At 71.7% G+C, this 22,391-nt stretch carries 14 protein-coding genes; 7 read left to right on the top strand and 7 right to left on the bottom strand.

Translation table 11 applies throughout. The annotated features are described in order from the left end of the window. The first annotated feature begins 85 nt into the window (after nucleotides 1-85). From QMK28_RS05615 to QMK28_RS05605, 3 genes are read left to right on the top strand one after another with little or no spacing between them, the layout of a single operon-like run. Nucleotides 86-1,891 (top strand): SDR family oxidoreductase, encoded by a 1,806-nt coding sequence (locus tag QMK28_RS05615; protein ID WP_326435888.1) that lies wholly within the window; start codon nucleotides 86-88, stop codon nucleotides 1,889-1,891. Between the two features lie 53 nt (nucleotides 1,892-1,944). Then, a complete protein-coding gene (locus QMK28_RS05610) occupies nucleotides 1,945-2,865 on the top strand; it encodes a metal-dependent hydrolase (RefSeq protein WP_326435865.1) in 921 nt (306 codons plus the stop codon). A gap of 43 nt (nucleotides 2,866-2,908) precedes the next feature. Beyond that, nucleotides 2,909-3,922 (top strand): MerR family transcriptional regulator, encoded by a 1,014-nt coding sequence (locus QMK28_RS05605; protein WP_326435864.1) that lies wholly within the window; start codon nucleotides 2,909-2,911, stop codon nucleotides 3,920-3,922. Between the two features lie 93 nt (nucleotides 3,923-4,015). Here QMK28_RS05605 and QMK28_RS05600 read toward each other — a convergent pair whose 3' ends face one another. After that, a complete protein-coding gene (locus QMK28_RS05600; RefSeq protein ID WP_326435863.1) occupies nucleotides 4,016-4,921 on the bottom strand; it encodes an LLM class flavin-dependent oxidoreductase in 906 nt (301 codons plus the stop codon). Between the two features lie 160 nt (nucleotides 4,922-5,081). On the opposite strand from QMK28_RS05600, the gene QMK28_RS05595 reads away from it, so the two are divergent. After that, nucleotides 5,082-6,035, top strand: coding sequence for an HAD family hydrolase (locus QMK28_RS05595; protein WP_326435862.1), 954 nt, complete (start codon nucleotides 5,082-5,084; stop codon nucleotides 6,033-6,035). A gap of 162 nt (nucleotides 6,036-6,197) precedes the next feature. On the opposite strand, the gene QMK28_RS05590 is transcribed toward QMK28_RS05595, so the two are convergent. The 5 genes from QMK28_RS05590 to hisC form a co-directional block, all read right to left on the bottom strand. Further along, nucleotides 6,198-7,985 (bottom strand): sensor histidine kinase, encoded by a 1,788-nt coding sequence (locus tag QMK28_RS05590; RefSeq protein WP_326435861.1) that lies wholly within the window; start codon nucleotides 7,983-7,985, stop codon nucleotides 6,198-6,200. A 169-nt stretch (nucleotides 7,986-8,154) separates the two neighbouring features. Beyond that, nucleotides 8,155-11,964 (bottom strand): thiol reductant ABC exporter subunit CydD, encoded by a 3,810-nt coding sequence (gene cydD, locus QMK28_RS05585; protein WP_326435860.1) that lies wholly within the window; start codon nucleotides 11,962-11,964, stop codon nucleotides 8,155-8,157. 268 nt (nucleotides 11,965-12,232) lie between these two features. Then, nucleotides 12,233-13,234 (bottom strand): cytochrome d ubiquinol oxidase subunit II, encoded by a 1,002-nt coding sequence (cydB, locus tag QMK28_RS05580; protein ID WP_326435859.1) that lies wholly within the window; start codon nucleotides 13,232-13,234, stop codon nucleotides 12,233-12,235. A 19-nt stretch (nucleotides 13,235-13,253) separates the two neighbouring features. Further along, on the bottom strand, nucleotides 13,254-14,855 hold the full coding sequence (locus tag QMK28_RS05575; RefSeq protein WP_326435858.1) for a cytochrome ubiquinol oxidase subunit I: 1,602 nt from the start codon (nucleotides 14,853-14,855) through the stop codon (nucleotides 13,254-13,256). A gap of 207 nt (nucleotides 14,856-15,062) precedes the next feature. After that, nucleotides 15,063-16,157: a histidinol-phosphate transaminase gene (hisC, locus tag QMK28_RS05570; protein WP_326435857.1), complete on the bottom strand. Its 1,095-nt coding sequence runs from the start codon at nucleotides 16,155-16,157 to the stop codon at nucleotides 15,063-15,065. Between the two features lie 420 nt (nucleotides 16,158-16,577). Here hisC and QMK28_RS05565 point away from each other — a divergent pair, with 420 nt between their 5' ends. The 3 genes from QMK28_RS05565 to QMK28_RS05555 all read left to right on the top strand — a co-directional run bounded on the left by QMK28_RS05565 (nucleotide 16,578) and on the right by QMK28_RS05555 (nucleotide 20,283). Next, a complete protein-coding gene (locus tag QMK28_RS05565) occupies nucleotides 16,578-17,678 on the top strand; it encodes a LacI family DNA-binding transcriptional regulator (protein ID WP_326435856.1) in 1,101 nt (366 codons plus the stop codon). A 476-nt stretch (nucleotides 17,679-18,154) separates the two neighbouring features. Then, a complete protein-coding gene (locus tag QMK28_RS05560) occupies nucleotides 18,155-19,198 on the top strand; it encodes a metallophosphoesterase (protein WP_326435855.1) in 1,044 nt (347 codons plus the stop codon). A gap of 203 nt (nucleotides 19,199-19,401) precedes the next feature. Further along, a complete protein-coding gene (locus QMK28_RS05555) occupies nucleotides 19,402-20,283 on the top strand; it encodes a hypothetical protein (RefSeq protein ID WP_326435854.1) in 882 nt (293 codons plus the stop codon). Between the two features lie 95 nt (nucleotides 20,284-20,378). Here the strand turns inward: QMK28_RS05555 and thiC are convergent, their stop codons facing one another. After that, nucleotides 20,379-22,169 carry a phosphomethylpyrimidine synthase ThiC gene (thiC, locus tag QMK28_RS05550; protein WP_326435853.1) on the bottom strand — a complete coding sequence of 597 codons (1,791 nt, stop codon included), beginning with the start codon at nucleotides 22,167-22,169 and terminating at the stop codon, nucleotides 20,379-20,381. Nucleotides 22,170-22,391: the final 222 nt, after the last annotated feature.

Below are 22,391 nucleotides of genomic sequence, written 5' to 3'. Positions count from 1 at the left end.
CCCCGGCCCCCAGGGCCGCCAGACAGCCGGCGGAGCCGAGACAGCCGGCGGAGAACGCGCACCCGGCGGAGCAGCTGCCGGCCCCGTGGAGCGGCAGCAGCCGCGGGGGCTCCAGGGGGCGCGCGAGCGCCGGATCGCCAGCGGTGGAGTGGAGCTGTGCGTCGCCGAGCTGGGCGACGCCTCCCGGCCCACCCTCGTCCTGGTGCACGGCTATCCGGACAGCAAGGAGGTGTGGACCGAGGTCGCCGTCCAACTCGCCGACCGCTTCCACGTCGTGCTGTACGACGTGCGCGGCTGCGGCCTCTCCACCGCGCCGAGCCCGCTGCGCGGCGGCTTCACGCTGGACAAGCTGACCGACGACTTCCTCGCGGTCGCGGACGCGGTGAGCCCGCACGAGCCGGTGCACCTGATCGGGCACGACTGGGGCTCGGTGCAGGGCTGGGAGTTCGCGACCGCCAAGCGCACCGAGGGCCGCGTCGCCTCCTTCACCTCCATGTCCGGCCCCTCCCTCGACCACTTCGGGCACTGGATCAAGAAGCGGCTCGCGCGCCCCACCCCGCGCCGGATCGCCCAACTCCTCGGCCAGGGCGCCAAGTCCTGGTACGTCTACGCGCTGCACACCCCGGCGCTCCCGGAGCTGGCCTGGCGCGGAGCCCTCGGCAAGCGCTGGCCCGGCATCCTGGAGCGGATCGAGAAGATCCCGGCCAAAGGCCGCCCCGGGTCGGAGTCCGGAGCCGACTACCCGACGGCCTCCCTCCCGGAGGACGCGGCGCACGGCGCCTGGCTCTACCGCGACAACGTCCGCGAGCGGCTGCGCAACCCGCGCGCCGACGCCTACGCCCACGCCCCGGTCCAGCTCATCACCCCCACCGGCGACATCTTCCTGTCCGAGCGGCTCTACGACGACCTGGAGCAGTGGGCCCCGGGCCTGGTCCGGCGCACGCTCCCCGCCAAGCACTGGGTTCCGCGCACCAGGCCGGATCAACTCACCGCGTGGATCACCGAGTTCGTCACCTCGCTGGAGGAGGGCGACCCGGCCAAGGAGCCGCTGGCGACCGGTCCGTACGTCGACCGGTTCGGCGGCCAGCTGGTGCTGGTGACCGGCGCGGCCAGCGGCATCGGGCGGGCCACCGCCTTCGCCTTCGCCGAGGCGGGCGCCCGGATCATCGCGGTGGACCGGGACGCGGAGGGCGCGACCCGCACCGCCGAGCTGGCCCGGCTGATCGGCGCGCCCAAGGCGTGGAGCGAGACCGTCGACGTCTCCGACGAGCAGGCCATGGAGAAGCTCGCCGGCAAGGTCGCCTCCGAGTACGGCGTGCTGGATGTGCTGGTCAACAACGCCGGCGTCGGCGTCTCCGGGTCGTTCCTCAGCACCTCCACCGAGGACTGGCGCAAGGTGCTGGACGTCAATCTGTGGGGCGTCATCCACGGCTGCCGGGTCTTCGGCAGGCAGATGGCCGACCGCGGCCAGGGCGGCCACATCGTCAACACGGCGTCGGCCGCCGCGTACCAGCCCTCGAAGGCGCTGCCCGCCTACAGCACCTCGAAGGCGGCCGTGCTGATGCTCAGCGAGTGCCTGCGCGCCGAGCTGGCCGGGCAGGGCATCGGGGTCTCCGCGATCTGCCCCGGCATCGTCAACACCAACATCACCGCCACCACCCGCTTCACCGGAGTCTCCGAGGAGGAGCAGAAGCGGCGGCGGACCAGGACCACGCGGCTCTACGGGAAGCGCAACTACCCGCCGGAGAAGGTCGCCCAGGCCATCCTGCGCGCGATCGTCCGCAACCAGGCCGTGGTGCCGGTGACCCCCGAAGCGCGCGGCGCGCGGCTCTTGTCGCGCTTCGCCCCCAAGGCGCTGCGGGCCATAGCCCGCATCGACCCGCCCGTCTGACCGAGCCGCCCGTCCGACCGAGCCGCCCGTCCAACCGTCGTCAGGAGCCGCCCGTGAGCACGGAGGAAGCCGACCAGGGGCACTACCGGATCACCCCGCGGCGGGTCTCGTTCGACTGGCACGAGACCCCGCTGCACTGGATACCCGACGAGCCCACCGCCACCCATGTCATCAACGTGCTGCATCTGCTGCTGCCCGCGGGCGAACGGTGGTTCGTCAAAGTGTTCAAGGAAGCCCTGCCCCTGGTCACCGACCCGGTGCTGCTCAAGGGCGTCAAGGGCTTCATGGGCCAGGAGGCCACCCACAGCGTCCAGCACGCCTACGTCCTGGACCACCTCGCCGACCAGGAACTGGACACCGCGGGCTACACCCAGCACGTGGAGTGGTTCTTCGACGTCATGCTGGGCGAGCGGCCGCCGCTCGGCGTGCCGATACCGCCGGCCGAGTGGCTGCGCTTCCGGCTGTCCGTCATCGCCGCCGTCGAACAGTTCACGGCTGTTCTCGGCAACTGGGTGCTGCACGCGGAGGGCCTGGACCGGGCCGGCCCCGACCCCGTCATGCTCGACCTGCTGCGCTGGCACGGCGCCGAGGAGGTCGAGCACCGCTCGGTCGCCTTCGACATGTACCAGCACGCCGGCAGCACGGGCCTGCCCCGCTACGCCCGCCGGGTCGGCGGCATGGCGGTCACCGCCCCCGTGCTGCTCTACCTCTGGGCCTGGGGAGCGGCCTATCTGATGCGCCACGACCCCCAACTCGCGGGCCGGCCGGGCTACTCGCTGCGCGAGCACAACAGAGCTGTCGCGAAGGGGCTGCTGCCCAGCTGGCGCGAGCTGGGCTCCGCCATCCCCCGCTACTTCAAGCGGTCGTACCATCCCTCGCAGGAGGGATCGCTCCGCAAGGCCGTCGACTACCTGACGACCTCACCGGCAGCCCTCGCCGCGGCGAGGCAGATAGGCCGGGCGGCCATCTCGTAGCCAGGGCCCGCAGGCGGGGCCCGTGAACAGGGAGCGAACTGGTTTGTCCGAGCACGCAGTGGCCGAGTACCGGATCGAGGACCTGGCGCACTTCAGCGGCGCCACGGTCCGGACGATCCGCGCCTACCAGGACCGCGGCCTGCTGCCGAAACCGCAGCGGCGCGGCCGGGCCAACGTCTACGGCGACCCGCATCTGGCCCGGCTGCGGCAGATCGCCGACCTGCTCGAACGCGGCTACACCCTGGCCAGCATCAAGGAACTGCTGGAGGCGTGGGACGCGGGCCGCGGGCTGGGCGGCGTGCTCGGGCTGGTCGCCGAGGTGGACGGACCGTGGAGCGACGAGTCGCCGGCCCGCATCAGCCGCGCCGAGCTGGACACCGCCTTCGGCGGCGTCTCCGACGACTCCGCGGTCGAGGAGGCGCTCGCGCTGGGCGTCCTGGAGCGCATCGAGGGCCGCACGGACGAGTTCCACGTCCCCAGCCCGCAGGAACTGGCCGTCGCCGCCGAGTTGCACGCGGCGGGCGTACCGCTGCCCGCCATCACCGGCCACCTGCGCGAGCTGCGGGCCCAGGTCGAACACATCGCCACCCGCTTCCTGGACTTCACCACGGAACACGTCTTCGTCCGCTACCTGAGCCGGCCGCCGACGGACGCCCAGGCGGCCGAGGCCGCGTCCATGGTCCGCCGGCTGCGCCCGCTGGCCCAGCAGACCGTCGACGCGGAACTGGCCCGCGCGATGCGCAGCCTCGCCAACCGCCATCTCCGCCACCACCTGGCCGTTCCGTCCCCGGCTGCGGACCCGGCCGGCGCCCCGGGCCCGGCCACCCCCGCTACGGCCGCGGCTGCGGGTTCCCGCGCCGACCCGCGAGAACCCGCAGGACCGGCCGCGCCCGCCGCGCCTACTCCGGTGGTACCCCTCCCCGCCGCGACGCTGCGCGCGGTGCACGAGCTGGTCGGCCCGGCCAACGCCGCCGCCTTCATCGCGGCGGCCACCGAACGCGAGATATCCGCGCGCACCATGGACGACCTCGCTGCCCGCCGCGCCGACCACGACTGACCGGCCCCGCACCGCTGCTCGCCGCCGCCGCCGAGCAGCGTCACACTCCGAACGAGCGCGCCCTGAACGAGTACGCCCTGAACGAGCGCGGTCTCAGCCGAACTGGGCGAGGCCCTCCGTCGCGATCTGTTCGAAGATCTTCTCGTCCGAGGCGAAGAAGGAGTCCTCGATGGGCCAGTGCAGCACGATCTCCGTGATGCCCGCCTCGGCGTGCTTGCCCGCGAAGTCGACGAAGGCGTCGAAGGAGTCCAGCGGACGGTCCGGGGTGAAGCCGGTGAGCAGCACCTTGTCCAGCTCCGCGGTGTCGCGCCCGATCGCCTCGCAGGCCGCTCCGACGCGGGTGATCTGACCCCGGATCGCTTCCAGCGACTGCGCCGGGGTGCCGGTCTCAAAGAGCTTCGGGTCGCCCGTCGTCACCCACGCCTGCCCGTGCCGCGCCGCCAGCTTGATGCCGCGCGGGCCGGTCGCGGCGACCGCGAAGGGCAGCCGGGGCCGCTGCACGCAGCCGGGGATGTTGCGCGCCTCGTACGCGGAGTAGAACTCGCCGTCGTGCGAGACGCCGTCCACCCCGTCCTCGGTGAGCAGCCGGTCGAGCAGCGGCAGGAACTCGGCGAGCCGGTCGGCGCGCTCACGCGGCGTCCACGCCTCGTCGCCGGCGCGCGACAGCGCGGTGGCGTCGAAACCGGAGCCGCCTGCTCCGATGCCGAGCGTGACCCGGCCGCCGGAGATGTCGTCCAGCGAGATGAGTTCCTTGGCGAGGGTGACCGGGTGCCGGAAATTGGGCGAGGTGACCAGGGTGCCCAAGCGCATCCGCTCGGTGACCGTCGCGGCTGCGGTGAGCGTCGGCACCGCGCCGAACCAGGGCCCGTCCCGGAAGGTCCGCCAGGACAGATGGTCGTAGGTGTAGGCGGTGCCGAAGCCGAGCTCCTCGGCCCGCCGCCATACTTCCCGGCCCTCGTTCCAGCGGTAAATCGGCAGAATCACAGTGCTCAGACGCATGTGAGCGAGCTTACGGGGGCTGCCGGGGCCACCCGGTCCCCGGGGATGAGCGCCACGGCGGCCATCGCGGACCAGGGGCGCACGCCTGCCCTCCCGCCCCTCCGTGCGCGCCCCTCCGCCCCCGGATGTCGCGGCGGCCTTCGCACGCTTGTGCCTCTCCATGCGGGAGGATGGATCTGTGACCTCTGCTACTGAGCGGCCCGAACCGCACACTCCCGTCCGCACCCGCTCGGCATCCGCACCCGTGTCCGCACCCGCATCCGCACCCGCGTCCGCGTCCGCTCCGCGCGATGTGCGACTGGTCGCCACCGACCTCGACGGCACCCTGCTGCACGACGACAAGTCGGTCTCCGAGCGGACGATCGCCGCGCTCGCCGCCGCCGAGGCGGCCGGTGTGGAGGTCTTCTTCGTCACGGGCCGGCCGGCCCGCTGGATGGACGTCGTCAGCAGCCATGTGCAGGGTCACGGGCTGGCGATCTGCGCCAACGGCGCGGCCGTCGTCGACCTGCACCGGGGTGGCGAGATCGTGGACGTGCGCCCGCTGGAGCGGGAGGACGCGATCGCCGTGGTCGACGCGCTGCGCATCGCCGCCCCCGGCGCCTCGTTCGCCGTCGAGCGGACCGTCGGCATCCACTACGAGCCGCAGTACCCGCCCTTCCACCTCGACCCCGGCGCGGTCGTCGCATCGGTCGAGAAGCTGCTCGCGGTGGACGCCGCGGACGCCGGGCACCCCGTGATCAAGCTGCTCGTGCATCACCCCGAGCTGGGCCCGGACGAGTTCCTCGCGCTGGCCCGCGCCGCCGCGGGCGGCCATGGGTCGTTCACCCGATCCAGCCCCACCGCGCTGCTGGAGATCAGCGGCCTCGGCGTCAGCAAGGCGAGCACGCTCGCCCGCTGTTGCGCCGAGCGCGGCATCGCCCCCGAGGAAGTGGTCGCCTTCGGCGACATGCCCAACGACCTGGAGATGCTGAGCTGGGCCGGCACCTCGTACGCGATGGCCAACGCCCACCCCGAGGTGCTCGCCGCGACCTCGCACCGGACCACCGCGAACAATGACGACGGCGTCGCCCGCGTCATCGAGCAACTGCTGGAACAGCGCGCGACCACCGGCTGAGCGCCCCCTCGCCGCCCGCGCGCCCCGCTCCACACGGCCCGCACGCCCCACGGCCGCACACGCGCCGCACGCCCCCGCGCCCGCACTCCGCCCGCACGCCCCCGGGCCGCGCCCCCGCTGGGGTGCGGGCCTACCGGCCCCCGTCCGCTCCGCCCAGGGCCGCTACCGCGGCGCCTCCCAGACCACGGTCGTGCCCCCGCCGTCCTCGCCGACCCCCGGCCCGTACCAGCTGCGGCCGCCCAGCGACTCCGCCCGCCGCGCCAGGTTCTTCAGCCCGCTCCGCCGGCCGCCCACCGGGATGCCCGAGCCGTCGTCGGCGACGGTGAGCCGGACCCCGGAGCGCCCGTCGGCGAGCTTGACGCTGCTGTCCACGACGACCTCGATACGGGTCGCCTGCGCGTGCCGGAAGGCGTTCGACAGCGCCTCGCGGAGCGCCGCGATCAGGTTCTTGCCGGTCAGCTCGCCGACCGTCGCGTCCACCGGGCCGACGAACGTCGCGGAGGGCTGGAAGCCGAGCGGCACCGCCGCCGTGCCGACCTCCCGGAGCACCCGGGTGCGCAGCCCCGAGGGGGCCTCCGCCGGTCCCTGCTGGAGTGCGAAGATCGCTGTGCGCACCTCCTGGATGGTCGCGTCCAGTTCGTCGACGGCCTGCCCGATCTTGTCCCGCACCTCGGGCATCTCGCACTTGCGCTCCGCGCTCTCCAGCATCATCCCGGTCGCGAACAGCCGCTGGATGACCAGGTCGTGCAGGTCCCGGGCGATCCGGTCGCGGTCCTCGAAGACCGCCAGCCGCTCGCGGTCGCGCTGCGCCTCGGCGAGCACCAGGGCGAGGGCGGCCTGTGCGGCGAACTGGGCGGCGAGGGTCCGCTCGATCTGGGTGAACTGGCGAGCGCCGGGCGCCCTCGGGGTCGCGAGGGTGCCGAGCACCCGGTCGCCGCTCTTGAGCGGCAGCAGCATGCTGGGCCCGTGCCGGGCGGCCAGGTCCGTGACCATGCGGGGGTCGGTGGCCGAATCGTCGATGAAGACCGCTTCGCCGGCCAGCAGCTGTTCGACGACCAGGCTGTCGGCCCGTATCACCGTCCCCAGCATCCCGGCGGGCCGGTCGGAGGAGACCGCGACGACCTCCAGCCCCCGGTCCTCGGTCGGCAGCAGGACGAGACCGGACTGCGCGTCGGCGAGCCGCCGCGCCTGCTCGGCGACGACCTGGAGGGCGTCCTCGGCGTCCCCGCCGGAGAGCAGCTCGGTGGTGACGGCCACCGAGCCGTCGATCCAGCGTTCCCGCTGCCACCCGGCCTCGTAGATCCGGGCGTTGCCGATCGCGATGCCGGCCTCGACGGCCAGCACCCGCACCATGTGCAGATCGGACTCGCTGAACTCGCCGCCGCCGCGCTTCTCGGTGAGGTAGAGATTGCCGAAGACCTCGCCCTCGACCCGGATCGGTACGCCCAGGAAGGTGCACATCGGCGGGTGGTCCGGCGGGAGGCCGCAGGAGCGCGGGTCAGCGGTCAGGTCGGCGAGGAGCAGCGGCTCCGGATCGTGGATGAGCGCGCCGAGCAGGCCCCTGCGGCCGTCGGGAAGGTCGCCGATGCGCTTGCGCTCCACCTCGGTGAGGCCGTACGTCACGAGGTCGGAGAGGCCCTCGCCCTCCTGGTCGATCACGCCGATCGCCGCGTAGCGGGCGTCGGCCAGCTCGGCGGCGGTCTGGGCGATCCGGTCGAGGGTGACGTGCAGCTCGAAGCCGCTCCCCACCGAGCGCATCGCCTCCAGCAGCTGTGAGACGCGCGCGGTCAGCTCGGTGGACAGCCCGCGGAGGCTGAGGGCCGCCTGCGCGGCGACTTCCGCGGCGTCGGTGGGGCCGGTGGGGCCAGTGGGGCCGGTGGTATCCGCGGCGCCCGGCGACGGGGGCGGCGAAGGCTCGGAGGGATCTGAGGGGCCCTTCGTGGCTGGCATGTCTCTGAGCCTAATAAGCCGCGTTTGCCATGGAAAGTCCAGTATGCGGGATTTCACCTACCGGCCGGACGTCCGAAGGTTCGCTCCTCCGCTCGCAGGATTCGCTCCTCTGCACCGCCGGAGCGGTCCGAACCCGTCGCCGCACCGGTCACACCATTCGCGCCCCCTTTCACGCCCCCGTCCGCGCACGCGCCCCCGGGCGCGCCCCCAGCCCGCCCCCGTCGTCCGCATCCCGCTCGCGCTCCAGCATCCGCCGGAACGGCCCCTCGGCCGCCGCCAGCGCCTCGTACGCCCCGCGCTGCACGGCCTGCCCGCGCTCCAGCACGATCACTTCGTCGACCGCCGCGAGCCCCGCCAGGCGGTGCGTGATCAGTACGGTCGTCCGCCCTTCGGTGGCGGCCAGCAGGTCGGCAGTCAGCGCGTCGGCCGTCGGCAGGTCGAGGTGTTCGGCGGGTTCGTCCAGCACCAGCACCGGGAAGTCCGCGAGCAGCGCCCGCGCGAGCGCCAGCCGCTGCCGCTGCCCGCCGGAGAGCCGCGCCCCGTGCTCGCCGACGAGCGTGGCGAGCCCGAGGGGCAGACCGTTCACCCAATCGAGCAGCCGGGCCTCGGCGAGGGCGCCGCGCAGCCGGTCGTCGTCCGCGCCGGGGCTCGCGAGCCGCAGGTTCTCGCGCAGCGAGCTGTCGAAGATGTGCGCGTCCTGCGCGCACAGCCCCACCAGCCGCCGTACGTCGTCGCCCGCCAGTCCGGCGGCGTCGACGCCCGCGAGGGAGTACGTGCCGTCCTCGCGGTCCAGGAAGCGCAGCAGCACCTGCGCCAGTGTGGTCTTCCCGGAACCGGAAGGGCCGACCACCGCGATCCGCCGGCCGGCTGTCAGCTCCAGATCGAGCCCGTCGAGCGCCGGCTCCCGCTGCCCCGGATAGCGAGCCACCAGACCGCGTACGACCAGCGGGAACGGCAGGCCGGGGTGATCGGCCGGGTTCACCGGAACGTCCGGCTCAGCGACCGGCTCTGGTGCGTCCAGCACCTCCTGCACGCGCTCCGCGGCCCGCCGCACCCGCTGCCGGTACTGCACGGCGAGCGGCAGCCCGGCCACCGCCTCGAACGCGGCCGGCGGCATCAGCGCCACCACGGCCAGCCAGACTCCGCCGAGCCGCCCGTCCTGCACCCCCTGGACCCCGACCCAGGCAGCCGCGGCCACACTCAGCCCGCAGGCCAGGGCGCTCAGCCCGGCGCCCAGCCCGGCCGCTCCGGCGGCGCGCGAGGCGATGGCGGTCAGCCGCCGGTCCGTGCCGCGCACCGCGTCGAGCCGCCGCGGCAGCGCGCCCGCGACGGTCAACTCGGCCGTCCCGGTGAGCAGATCGACCACCTCCGTCGACAATTCCCCGCGTACGGGCGCCAACTGACGCTCCGCACGCCGGGCCACCGCGCCCGACACCATCGGCACGCCCACCCCGGCCAGCAGCAGCCCGACCGCGAGCACCGCGCCGGCCTCCGGCAGCAGCCATCCGGTGAACAGCACCGACGCCGTGCCCACCACGACCCCCGAAGCGACCGGCAGCAGCCAGCGCAGGAAGTAGTCCTGGAGCGCGTCCACATCGGCGACCAGCCTGGACAGCAGATCCCCGCGCCGCACATCCCGCAGCCCGGCGGGCGCCAGCCGCTCCAGCCGCCGGTAGACCGTGACCCGCAGCTCGGCCAGCACGCGCAGCACGGCATCGTGCGACACCAGCCGCTCCAGGTACCGGAACACCGCCCGGCTGAGCCCGAACGTACGGGTCGCGGTCACCGCGACCAGCAGATACAGCACGGGCGGCTGCTCCGAAGCACGCGAGATCAGCCACCCGGACACGGCCGTCAGCGCCACCGCGCTCCCCAGCGCGAGGCTCCCGAGCAGCAGCGCCAGCGCGAAGCGCGAGCGCTGGGCGCGCGCGGCCCGGCGCACTCTCCCCAGCGGGCCGGATGCCTTCTCGGCGGCGGATGGGGCAGCGGCTTCGCCGGTTACGGGGGCTGCAGCAGCCGCTACGTCTGCGGCAGCGGCGGAGGCAGCCGTGGCCCCGGCTTCGGCCACGCTCCCGGCAGCGGCAGCGGCAGCGGCAGCGGGCGACAGCACCCGCCGGGACAGCACGGGCACGGTCCCCACGACCTCAGGACCGGCCTCAGAGCTGACCTCAGGACCGGCCCCGGGAGCGCCGTCCGGCGTGTCGTCCGGCGTGTCGCCCAGCGCGCCCGACCCCCCGCGCGCCGCCAGGCGAATCGTGCGGTCGGCCACCGCCAGCAGCGCGGGCCGGTGCACGACCAGCAGCACCGTACGGCCGACGGCCAGCCGGCGGACCGCCTCGACGACGCCGGCCTCCGTCTCGCCGTCCAGGTTCGCGGTCGGCTCGTCGAGCAGCAGCACCGGCCGGTCCGCCAGGAACGCGCGGGCCAGCGCGAGCCGTTGCCGTTGCCCGGCGGAGAGCCCCGAGCCGCCTTCGCCGAGGCGAGTGTCAGTGCCGCGTGCGAGCCTGGAAACGAAGTCGGTCGCACCGGCTTCGCGCAGCGCCGCCAGCACGGCGGTGTCGTCCGCGTCCGGCTTGGCCAGCCGTACGTTGTCGGCGATCGTGCCGGCGAAGAGGTAGGGGTGTTGCGAGACCCAGGCGATCTTGTCCCGCCAGCTTTCGGGGGAGAGCGATGTCAGATCACGACCACCGACCAGCACACGCCCGGAGTCGGGTGCCACGAAGCCCAGCAGCGCGCCCAGCAGCGTCGTCTTGCCGACGCCGCTCGGCCCCACGATGGCCACGGTCTCCCCGGGCCCGACCGTGAAGGACGTCTCGTCGAGGGACGGCTCCGCCCGCCCGGAGTGCCGTACCACCACCCGCTCGAACGTGATGGCACCAACGGCCGGGCCGGACGCGCCGACGGCAACCGGCACACCACCCGTCGCCCCGTCCGGCACCGCGTCCGGCACCGCAGCCATCACCGCAGCCGGAATCCCACCCGTCCCCGCAGCCGTCACCACGTCCGACCCCGCGTCCGACTCCGGCTCATGCTCCAGCACCGCGAAGATCTCGTCGGCGGCGGCCAGCCCCTCCGCCGCCGCGTGGTACTGGGCGCCCACCTGCCGTAGCGGCAGATACGCCTCGGGGGCGAGGACGAGCACCAGCAGGCCCGTGTAGAGGTCCAGTTCGCCGTGCACGAGCCGCATCCCGATGGCGACCGCCACCAGGGCGACCGAGAGCGTGGAGAGGAGTTCGAGCGCGAACGAGGAGAGAAACGCGATGCGCAGCGTCCGCAGGGTGGCCTGCCGGTAGTCGCCGGTGATCTTGCGGATCGACTCGGCCTGCGCCTTGGCGCGGCCGAAGACCTTGAGAGTCGGCAGTCCGGCCACCACGTCCAGGAAGTGCCCGGACAGCCGGGACAGCAGCCGCCATTGGCGGTCCATCCGGGCCTGGGTGGCCCAGCCGATGAGGATCATGAAGACGGGGATCAGCGGGAGGGTGATCACGATGATCAGCGCCGAGAGCCAGTCGGCCGAGACGATACGGGCCAGCACCGCGACCGGGACGACCGCGGCCAGCCCCAACTGGGGCAGATAGCGGGCGAAGTAGTCGTCGAGCGCGTCCACGCCACGGGTGGCGAGGGCGGTGAGTTCGCCGGTGCGCCGGCCGCTGAGCCAGCCTGGGCCGAGCCGGGCGGCCCGGTCGAGCAGCCGCATCCGCAGTTCGGACTTGACCGCCGCCCCGGCCCGGTGCGCGGCCAGTTCGGTGAGCCAGGCGACGGCCGCGCGGCCGACCGCGACGAGTGCGAGCAGGGCCAGCGACCCCGCCGACTCGTTCACGCTCAGCCCGTGTTGAAAGGCTCCGACGACGATCCCGGCGATGAGCATCGCCTGAGCGATGACCAGCCCCGCCCCGGCCAGGCCGAGCGCCACGGCCGCGGCGAGGAAGAACCGGGTCGCTCGCGCGTACCGCAGCAACCGCGGATCGACAGGCTTCACGACGGAACCCCCAACAACTTCAGAACTCGGACTTCAGGATTCAGGCCTCAGAACTCAGGCTCCGGACCGCGGGCCTCAACGTCCGGCCCTGATGCGGACCTCAACGTCCGGCCGGAGTCGGACCTCAACGTCCGGCCGGAGTCGGACCTCAACGTCCGGCCGGAGTCGGACCTCAACGTCCGGCCGGAGTCGGACCTCAACGTCCGGCCGGAGTCGGACCTCGACATCCGGCCGGAGTCGGTCTTCAACGTCCGGCCGGATTCAGGCCTCAGTGCCCGGCCGGCATGTGCTGAGTGCCGATCCGCTTGCGGAACACCCAGTACGTCCACGCCTGGTAGCCGACCACGACCGGGGTCATGAATCCGGCCACCCAGGTCATGATCTTCAGGGTGTACGGGCTGGACGAGGAGTTGGAGACGGTGAGGCTCCAGGCGTCGCGCGTCGAGGACGGCATCACGTCCGGGTACATCGACAGGAAGAGCAGCGCGAACGCGGCCGCGATGGCGATGCCCGACAGCGCGAACGACCAGCCCTCCCGGCCGAGCTTGATCATGACCACCGCCCCGACCAGCGTCAGCGCCGCGACGACCGCGGCGACCAGGCCGCGCGCGTTGCCGTCGTGCAGTTGCGTCCAGACCAGGAAGACCAGCGCGAGCAGCACCGCGACGGCGCCCAGCACCCCGGCCAGCTTGCGGGCCCGTACCCGGATGTCGCCCACCGTCTTGAGCGAGGCGAACACCGCCCCGTGGAAGGTGAACAGCACCAGCGTGACGAGGCCGCCGAGGATCGCGTACGGGTTCAGCAGCGTGAGGACGCTGCCGGTGAACTCCTTGTCCGCGTCGATCGGCACGCCGTGCGCGATATTGGCGAAGGCCACTCCCCACAGGAAGGCGGGGATGACCGAGGTCCAGAAGATCGCGTGTTCCCAGTTGCGCTGCCAGCGCTCGTCGTCGCGCTGGTGCCGGAATTCGAAGGAGACACCGCGCACGATCAGGCACACCAGGATGAGCAGCAGCGGCAGGTAGAAGCCGCTGAACAAGGTCGCGTACCAGTCGGGGAAGGCCGCGAAGGTCGCGCCGCCCGCGGTGAGCAGCCACACCTCGTTGCCGTCCCAGACCGGGCCGATCGTGTTGATCAGCACACGGCGTTCCTTCTGACCGCGCGCGAGGAGCTTGGTGAGCACTCCGATACCGAAGTCGAAGCCCTCCAGGAAGAAGTAGCCGATCCACAGGACGGCGATGAGCGCGAACCAGACGTCGTGGAGTTCCATGGTTGTCCGTCTCCCGAGGTCAGTAGGCGAAGGTCATCGGACGGTCGGCGTCCGCGTCGGAGCCGGGATCGGAGCCGTCGCCGTCTCCACCGCCGCCCCCGCCGGGAAGCCGCAGTTTCGGGTCCTTGGCAGGCGGCGTCTCGTCCGTGTCGGGCCCGGCCTTGACGTACTTCACGATCAGCTTCACCTCGATCACCGCGAGGGTGCCGTAGAGCAGCGTGAAGACGAGCATCGAGGTGATGACCTCGGCGGTGCTCACGCTCGGCGACACCGCGTCCGCCGTCTTCATCAGCCCGTAGACGACCCAGGGCTGACGGCCCATCTCGGTGAAGATCCAGCCGAAGGAGATGCCGACGATCGGGAAGAGCAGGGTGAGCATCCCGATGCGCCAGGACCACTTGGTGAAGAACGGGCCGAGCTCGCGCTTCTTGGTGAGCATCAGCCGCGGCACTTCGTCGTCCGCGGTGCGGAACCCGGGCGCGACCCAGCATTTCCTGCGCGTCGTCCACAGACCGAAGAGTCCGGCGACGAAGGACGTCATCCCGAATCCGATCATCAGCCGGAAGCCCCAGAAGGCCATGAAGATGTTCGGGATGTAGTCGTCCGGCTCTCCCCCGTACAGCTTCGCCTCCTGCCGGGCGACGTCGTTGATGCCGGGGACCGCGTCGGAGAAGTTGTTGTGCGCGAGGAAGGACAGTATTCCGGGGACGGACAGCTCGACGTCGTTGTGCCCCTTGCTGACGTCGCCGACCGCGAAGATCGAGAACGGCGCGGGCTCCTGGGTCTCCCAGAGCGCTTCGGCCGCCGCCATCTTCATCGGCTGCTGTTCGAACATCACCTTGCCGAGGGTGTCGCCGCTGATGGCGGTGCCGGCTCCGGCGAGTACCGCGATGACCAGGCCGACCCGCAGCGAGGTGCGCATCACGCCGATCTTCTTGCGCTCGTCCGCGCCGGCCTCCTGCCCGGCCTGCCGCCGCCGCTTGGACTTCCACAGGTGGAAGGAGGCGATGCCGATCACGAAGCCGCCGCCGGCCAGGAAGCACGCGGTGATGGTGTGGAAGAACTGGGTGAGCGCCGTGTTCTGGGTCAGCACCGTCCAGATGTCGTTGAGCTGGGCCTTGCCGGTCTCTTTGTCGACGGAGTAGCCGACCGGGTGCTGCATCCAGGAGTTGGCCGCCAGGATGAAGTACGCCGACAGCACCGTGCCGAGTGAGACGACCCACATGCACGCGCAATGCAGCTTCTTCGGCAGCTTGTCCCAGCCGAAGATCCACAGGCCGATGAAAGTGGACTCCAGGAAGAAGGCGAGCAGCGCCTCCATCGCGAGCGGGGCGCCGAAGACGTCTCCCACGAAGCGCGAGTAGTCGGACCAGTTCATCCCGAACTGGAACTCCTGCACGATGCCGGTGACCACACCCATCGCGATGTTGATCAGGAAGAGCTTTCCCCAGAACTTCGTGGCGTGGAAGTACTTGTCCTTCCCCGTACGGACCCACGCCGTCTCCAGCCCGGCGACGAGGGCCGCGAGGCTGATGGTGAGCGGGACGAAGAGGAAGTGGTAGACGGTGGTGATGCCGAACTGCCAGCGCGCCAATGTCTCCGGCGCCAAAGCGAGGTCCACGTCGGTCTCCTTACGTCACCCGTGGTCACAGCGGCGGTTTGCCCCGATGTTCCCGGACGGACCGGGATGTACGAGACACGCTTGTGAAAGCGTTCACATTCACAAGCATTATGCCGCACCTGCTTTCGGACAAACGAGGGGGGTGGGTCAGCGCCCCGCGCCGACCCACCCCGCGACCGCTACCGGTCAGCTACCGGTCCTCAGTCGCTACATCTCCTTGCGGAAGGCCTCCGCGGCCCCCAGCATCAGGTCGTTCGCCGCCGTCTCGCCGATGGTGATCCGCACGCCCTCGCCCGCGAACGGCCGCACGGTCACCCCCGCGCGGTCGCACGCCGCCGCGAAGTCCAGCGTCTGCTCCCCCAGCCGCAGCCAGACGAAGTTCGCCTGCGCCTCCGGCAGCGTCCAGCCCTGCGCCGCCAGTGCGCTGTGCACCCGGCCGCGTTCGGCCACCAGTGAGTCCACCCGCTCCAGCAGCGCGGCCTCGCTGCGCAGCGAGGCCACCGCCGCGTCCTGCGCCAGCTGGCTCACCCCGAAGGGCACCGCCGTCTTGCGCAGCGCCGCCGCGACCGGCTCGTGCGCCACCGCGAAGCCGACCCGCAGCCCGGCCAGCCCGTACGCCTTGGAGAAGGTCCGCAGCACACAGACGTTGGGCCGGTCCCGGTAGATCTCGATGCCGTCCGGCATCTCGTCCGCCTCGCCCGCGCCGGGCCGGATGAACTCGCGGTACGCCTCGTCCAGCACGACCAGCACATCGCCGGGCACCCGGTCCAGGAAGCGCTCCAGCTCGGCCCGTCGCACGATGGTGCCGGTCGGGTTGTTGGGGTTGCAGACGAAGATCAGCCGGGTCCGGTCGGTGATCGCGGCGAGCATCGCGTCGAGGTCGTGCACCTCGCCGTCGGTCAGCGGCACCCGCACCGACTGCGCGCCGGCGACCTGGACGATGATCGGGTACGCCTCGAAGGACCGCCAGGCGTAGATCACCTCGTCGCCGGCGTTGGTCGTCGCCTGCACCAACTGCTGCGCGACGCCGACCGAGCCGGTGCCCGTGGCCAGATGCCCGGCCGGCACCCCGAAGTGCTCCGCGAGCTCCGTCATCAGCTCGGTGCACGCCATGTCCGGGTAGCGGTTGAAGGCGCCGGCCGCGCCGATCACGCTCTCCAGGACGCCGGGCAACGGCGGATAGGGGTTCTCGTTGGAGGACAGTTTGTAGCCGGCCGCGCCGCCGGAAGCCGCGGGCTTCCCCGGCTTATAGGTCGGAATGCCGTCAAGCTCGGCGCGCAGTCTGGGGTAGTTCTCGGTCACCGCAGGTCCTCCTCGACCATCCGTGCACAGCAATGCTCCACACCTTATGAGGATTACCCCATGAGCCGTACGGGCGGACCGAGGGGGAGCGGAGAAGCCGCCTGCGGCACCGGTCCCGGGGGCGCGCCCCGGCACCCCGCGAGCGGTGTGCGACCCGAGGGGGCGCGCTCCGCGATAGCCCGTGCGCCCGTGGCCCGCGCCGTGGCGCGCATCCCCCGTGAGGGTGAGTTGAGACCTCCCCGAAACATCGCCTCATCAGCAGGACCAGGCCACCCAATGACCCTCTCCAGGCCGCCGGGCCCCCTAACTTCCTGGTTTTCCATGGTCATTGAGCGAGAACACCCATGCAGAAACGTGCCTGTCAACAGCGCGAGCGGTCTCGCCGAGAATGGACCAGCCGAGCCCTACTATCGGCTCGCCATGACAGCAGCAGGGAAACACCAGGTGAATCGGACAACCGGTCGCCGGTTGGGGCGAGCGGGCATCCGGGACGTAGCCGCCGCGGCGGGCGTCTCGATCACAACTGTCTCCGACGCGCTCAACGGCAAGGGCCGGTTGCCCGACGCCACACGGCGCCATGTCCGCGAGGTCGCCGACCGGTTGGGCTACCGCCCGTCCGCCGCCGCCCGAACCCTCCGTACCGGCAAGTCGGGCCTCATCGGCCTGACGGTGACCACCTACGGGGATGAACCCTTCACCTTTACCGAATTCCCCTATTTCGCCGAGATGGCCCGAGCCGCCACCTCCGCCGCGCTCGCCCGCGGCTACGCCCTCGTCATCCTCCCCGCCACCTCCCGACACGACGTCTGGTCCAACGTCGCCCTCGACGGCACCGTCGTCATCGACCCGGCCGACGGCGACCCCGTCGTCACCGAGCTCGTCCGCCAGGGCATCCCTGTGGTCAGCGACGGCCGCCCCGGCGGCGCCCTCCCGGTCACCGGCTGGGTGGACAACGACCACCAGGCCGCCGTAATCGGCCTCCTCGACCATCTCGCGGAGGCCGGAGCGCGCCGCATCGGCCTGCTCACCGGCACCACCACCGACACCTACACCCGGCTGTCCACGACCGCGTACCTCTCCTGGTGCGCCCGGGTCGGCCAGGACCCCGTGTACGAGTCCTACCCGGCCCACGACCCGTGCGCCGGCGCCGTCGCGGCCGACCGGCTGCTCGCCAGACCCGACAGGCCCGACGCCGTGTACGGGCTCTTCGACCCCAACGGCACCGACCTGCTGGCCGCCGCACGCCGCTACGGACTGCGCGTCCCTGAGGACCTGCTGCTCGTCTGCTGCAGCGAAAGCACCGTCTACGCGAGCACCGAGCCGCCGGTCACCACGCTCTCCCTCAAGCCACGCCGGATCGGCACCGCCGTCGTGCAGATGCTCATCGACGCGATCGAGGGGCTGGACACCGGCCGTCCGGTCGAGCAGGTGATACCGACCGAGCTCATCGTGCGGACCTCGTCCATGCGCCGGCCGCACCGCACGACCGTCAGCAGACCCCGAGCCCCCCGGAGCGACTGAACCGGGGGAGGGGCCCCGGGGCGCACAGGGCGGCCGAACCAGGACCGGCTACGGCTGAGCAGGGTCGCGCGACCCGGAGCATGCGAGCCGGGGCGCGCGACCCGGCAGCGGGCGGACCGGTGCGCGCGTCCGGCGCGCAGGCGCGGCCGCGCGCCCCCGCCCCGCAGCCCCGACGAACTCCCGGCAGAGCCTCCGACCACCCCCCGACCGGGTGTCCCGACAGCCCGTCCCGAGCGGAACTTCGGCGCGGACCCGGTGCGGACCGATAGGGATCCGGCCAGGTCGTCGGCTGTTGACCGGCACCACCCGCTGCCGCTAACGGGGTATATCGGAAGAAAACACCAGCGCTCGCCCGGGTCATCGCGATTGACGACCCCCTGGTGCGTCACAAGCCCCGACCAGCATTCCTATGATGGGCGGACGACACTGCGGACCGCCGTCGACCAGGCAAGGTCCGAGAGGTGCACGGCGGCGCGATGGTGGAGGGGTCAATGACGCAGGGGGCCGGTCAGGGACCTGACGTGCGGAGCATGGCGGCGGAACCCCCGCCGCCCCCGCACGCCTCGGATTCGTACGACTCACAGGGGTACACCCCCACTCAGCGCGACCTACCGGTCATCGGCGCGGGAGCCCGCTTCCCCGACGACCAGGAGACGGTCGCGCTCAGCCACGTGAGCGCCCCCCAGGACCCGGACGCCGGCCCCGGCCCGCTCTTCGTCGTCGGCGACGTGCACGGCTACATCGACGAACTCCGGGCCGCCCTCGGCGCCCAGGGCCTCATCGACGCCGACGACCACTGGTCCGCCGGCAACGCCCGCCTGTGGTTCCTCGGCGACTTCACCGACCGCGGACCCGACGGCATCGGCGTCATCGACCTCGTCATGCAGCTCTCCGCCGAGGCCGCGGCCGCCGGCGGCTACTGCAAGGCCCTGATGGGCAACCACGAACTGCTGCTGCTCGGCGCCAAGCGCTTCGGCGACCGCAGCGTCAGCTCCGGCGCGGGCACCGCCACCTTCCAGGCCGCCTGGCTGCTCAACGGCGGCCAGCGCAGCGACATGGACCGGCTGCGCGACCACCACCTGCAGTGGATGTCCCGGCTGGACGCGATGGCCGTGGAGGACGGGCACCTGCTGGTGCACTCCGACACCACCGCCTACCTCGACTACGGCAACTCCATCGAGGCCGTCAACGACAGCGTGACCGAAGCCCTCCAGCGCGGCAACGCCGACGAATGCTGGGACCTGTTCCGCAAGTTCACCAAGCGCTTCGCCTTCCGCGACGAGGACGGCCCGGAAGCCGTACGCGAACTGATCGGGACCTTCGGCGGACAGCGCGTCGTGCACGGGCACAGCCCGATCCCCTACCTCCTGGGCGAAGTCGGCTCCGAGGACGGTGAGAGCAACGGTACTCATGTGGTCCAGGGGCCTCATGTCTACGCCGACGGCTTGGCCGTCGCGATGGACGGAGGCGTCACGATGGCCGGAAAACTGCTGGTGGTCCAACTACCTCTGGCCATCTGAAGGCTGACTGACGATTATCAGGGCAGACACACGGAAAAGGTGGACACTCCGCCGGGTCGGGCAAAATCTGTGAACTCCCTGTCACCCCATGCCGGAATCGCTCTACCATCGCTTTATCCGTAGCAGGCTCTCCTCCGTTTCCGCCCCACTGTCCGGCGAAGAGCCGAAGACACCAAGGCCCTACGGAGCATCGGGGGATGCACATGAACAGCGCTTCGCATCTGCTGCCCGAGGACCGCCCGGAATTCGAGCGGATCCTCGACGACGCACTGCACACTTCGGAATACCGCCCGGCGCTCGGCGCCGCCGGGATGCGGCTGAACACCGAACAGCTGCGCACCATGGCCCTCAGCGCCATGGCCGCCATCTCGGCCTGCGCCGCGGCCGAGTACGAGCACTTCTGCAAGGCGCGCCAGGAAGCACGCGAACCCGCACCGGCCGCGGCGACGTCCGTCGCCGGCGGCGAGCAGAGCGCCGAGCGCGGCGGCTCGGGCGGCCTCGGCATCGCCATCACCATGGGCGAGGTCACCGAAGGCTCCGGCGCGGGCCTGATCGCGGTCGTCGCCGTCCTCGCGCCGGTGCTGGCCGGCACCGCCGCGGCGATCTTCCTGCTCGTCGGCTACGCCCTGCACATGATCACCCCGGAACCATCGGCCGCCCAGCCGCTGATCACCGCCGGCTGGCTCTTCGCGGCGCTGACCGCGGCGGGCTTCCTGGTCGCGATGGCCGGGATGCTGCTGACGGCGCTGCGCAACGGGGCGAATTCCGTACGGGACTCGCTCGCCGCGGAGCTGCCGGTCGAAGTGGCGATCGCCAAGGACGCCTGGGAAATGGCCCTGCTGGACCGCGGCATGCTGCCGTTCCTCCGCGAGGCCCTGGCCGACCCGGCCACCCGCAACGGCGCGGCGGCCCCGCCCTACGTACAGCGCCGCTCCAACCACAGCCCCACACCCGACCTCGGCTACTCCCGCCCGGGCTTCAGCAGCCCAGCGGCCGACAGCGGCGGCGCGGCCCCACGACCGCGCTTCAGCAGCCCGGACTTCACCAGCCCGGACTACGGGGGGCCGGACCATCAGCCGGACTAGTGCCGCGACGGGGCAAAGCCTGCCGGCCCGAAACCGCGCGATCCGCTCGCGGTTCCGGGCCAGGCTCAGCGCGGTAGCGCCGTAACGCCCCGTCGTCAGTCCGCGATCGGCAGATACACCCGGTTCCCCGCCGCCGCGAACTCCGCGGATTTCTCCGCCATGCCCGCCTCGGCGTCGATGCCCATGTCGCCGCCGTGGTCCCGGCGGATGTCCTGGGAGATTTTCATCGAACAGAATTTCGGGCCGCACATGGAGCAGAAGTGGGCCGTCTTCGCCGGCTCCGCCGGCAGTGTCTGGTCGTGGAACTCGCGGGCCGTGTCCGGGTCGAGGGCCAGGTTGAACTGGTCCTCCCAGCGGAACTCGAAGCGGGCGTCCGAGAGGGCGTCGTCCCAGTCCTGGGCGCCGGGGTGGCCCTTGGCCAGGTCAGCCGCGTGGGCGGCGATCTTGTAGGTGATGACGCCGGTCTTGACGTCGTCGCGGTCCGGCAGCCCGAGGTGCTCCTTGGGGGTGACGTAACAGAGCATCGCCGTGCCCCACCAGGCGATCATCGCCGCGCCGATGCCGGAGGTGATGTGGTCGTACGCGGGCGCCACATCGGTGGTCAGCGGGCCGAGCGTGTAGAACGGAGCCTCGTCGCAGATCTCCTGCTGGAGGTCGATGTTCTCCTTGATCTTGTGCATCGGGACGTGCCCCGGGCCCTCGATCATCGTCTGCACGTTGTGCGCCTTGGCGATGGTGTTGAGCTCGCCCAGCGTGCGCAGCTCGGCGAACTGCGCCTCGTCGTTGGCGTCCGCGATGCAGCCGGGTCGCAGGCCGTCGCCCAGCGAGTAGGTGACGTCGTACGAGGCGAGGATGTCGCACAGCTCGGCGAAGTTCTCGTAGAGGAAGCTCTCCTTGTGGTGCGCGAGGCACCACGCGGCCATGATCGAGCCGCCGCGCGAGACGATGCCGGTCTTCCTGCGGGCCGTCATGGGCACATACCGCAGCAGCACGCCGGCGTGCACCGTCATGTAGTCGACGCCCTGCTCGGCCTGCTCGATGATCGTGTCCTTGTAGATCTCCCAGGTCAGCTCCTCGGCCTTGCCGTCGACCTTCTCCAGCGCCTGGTAGAGCGGGACGGTGCCGATCGGGACCGGGGAGTTGCGCAGCACCCACTCGCGGGTGGTGTGGATGTTGCGGCCGGTGGACAGGTCCATGACCGTGTCGGCGCCCCACTTGGTGGCCCAGGTCATCTTGTCCACCTCCTCCTCGATCGAGGAGGAGACCGCCGAGTTGCCGATGTTGGCGTTGACCTTCACCAGGAACCGCTTGCCGATGATCATCGGCTCGATCTCCGGGTGGTTGACGTTCAGCGGCATGACGGCCCGGCCCGCCGCGATCTCCTCGCGGACGACCTCGGGGGAGACGTTCTCGCGGATCGCGACGTACTCCATCTCCGGAGTGATCTCGCCGCGCCGGGCGTAAGCGAGCTGCGTGACGGCGGCGCCGCCCCGGCCCCGGCGGGGCACTCGCGGCCGGCCAGGGAAGACCGCGTCGAGGTTCTTGAGGCCGCCGCGCGGTGAGGTGTGCTTGAGGCCGTCGTCCTCGGGGCGCAGTTCGCGGCCCGAGTAGTCCTCGGTGTCGCCCCGGCCGATGATCCAGTTCTCCCGGAGCGGCTGGAGGCCGCGCCGGACGTCCGTCTCGACGGTGGGGTCGGTGTACGGGCCGGATGTGTCGTACAGCGTCACATCGCGGCCGTTGGTGAGGTGCACTTGGCGCACGGCCACCCGCAGATCCGGCCTGGATCCGTCGATGTAGCCCTTGTGCCAGCCGATTTCGCGATCGGCAGCCGCCGCCTTCGGGGCTTCCTGGGCGGATTCGGGCGTGCGTGCATCCTGAACGGTCATGAGACCTACTCCCTACGCCGGCATTACCCGGTAACAGGTTCAGCGGTCGACGCAGCGATATCCGTAAGCGGACCACCGGCTTCAGCCGGCTGTCCCGTACGGAGGTCAGCGCCCTCTCAGCCCGGTGCTCCGAGCTCCCGCGATTGCAAAGGTGCCCCCACGCTAGCGGTCGCTGCGGCGAGCTGGCCAGGGGGGCCCCGTCATTCTTGCGATGATCGGGCG

It is taken from the genome of Streptomyces sp. H27-D2 (assembly GCF_035828615.1).
Taxonomy (GTDB): domain Bacteria; phylum Actinomycetota; class Actinomycetes; order Streptomycetales; family Streptomycetaceae; genus Streptomyces.
The sequence above is the reverse complement of the archived record's forward strand: the minus strand, read 5'-3'. Positions and strand labels throughout refer to the sequence as shown.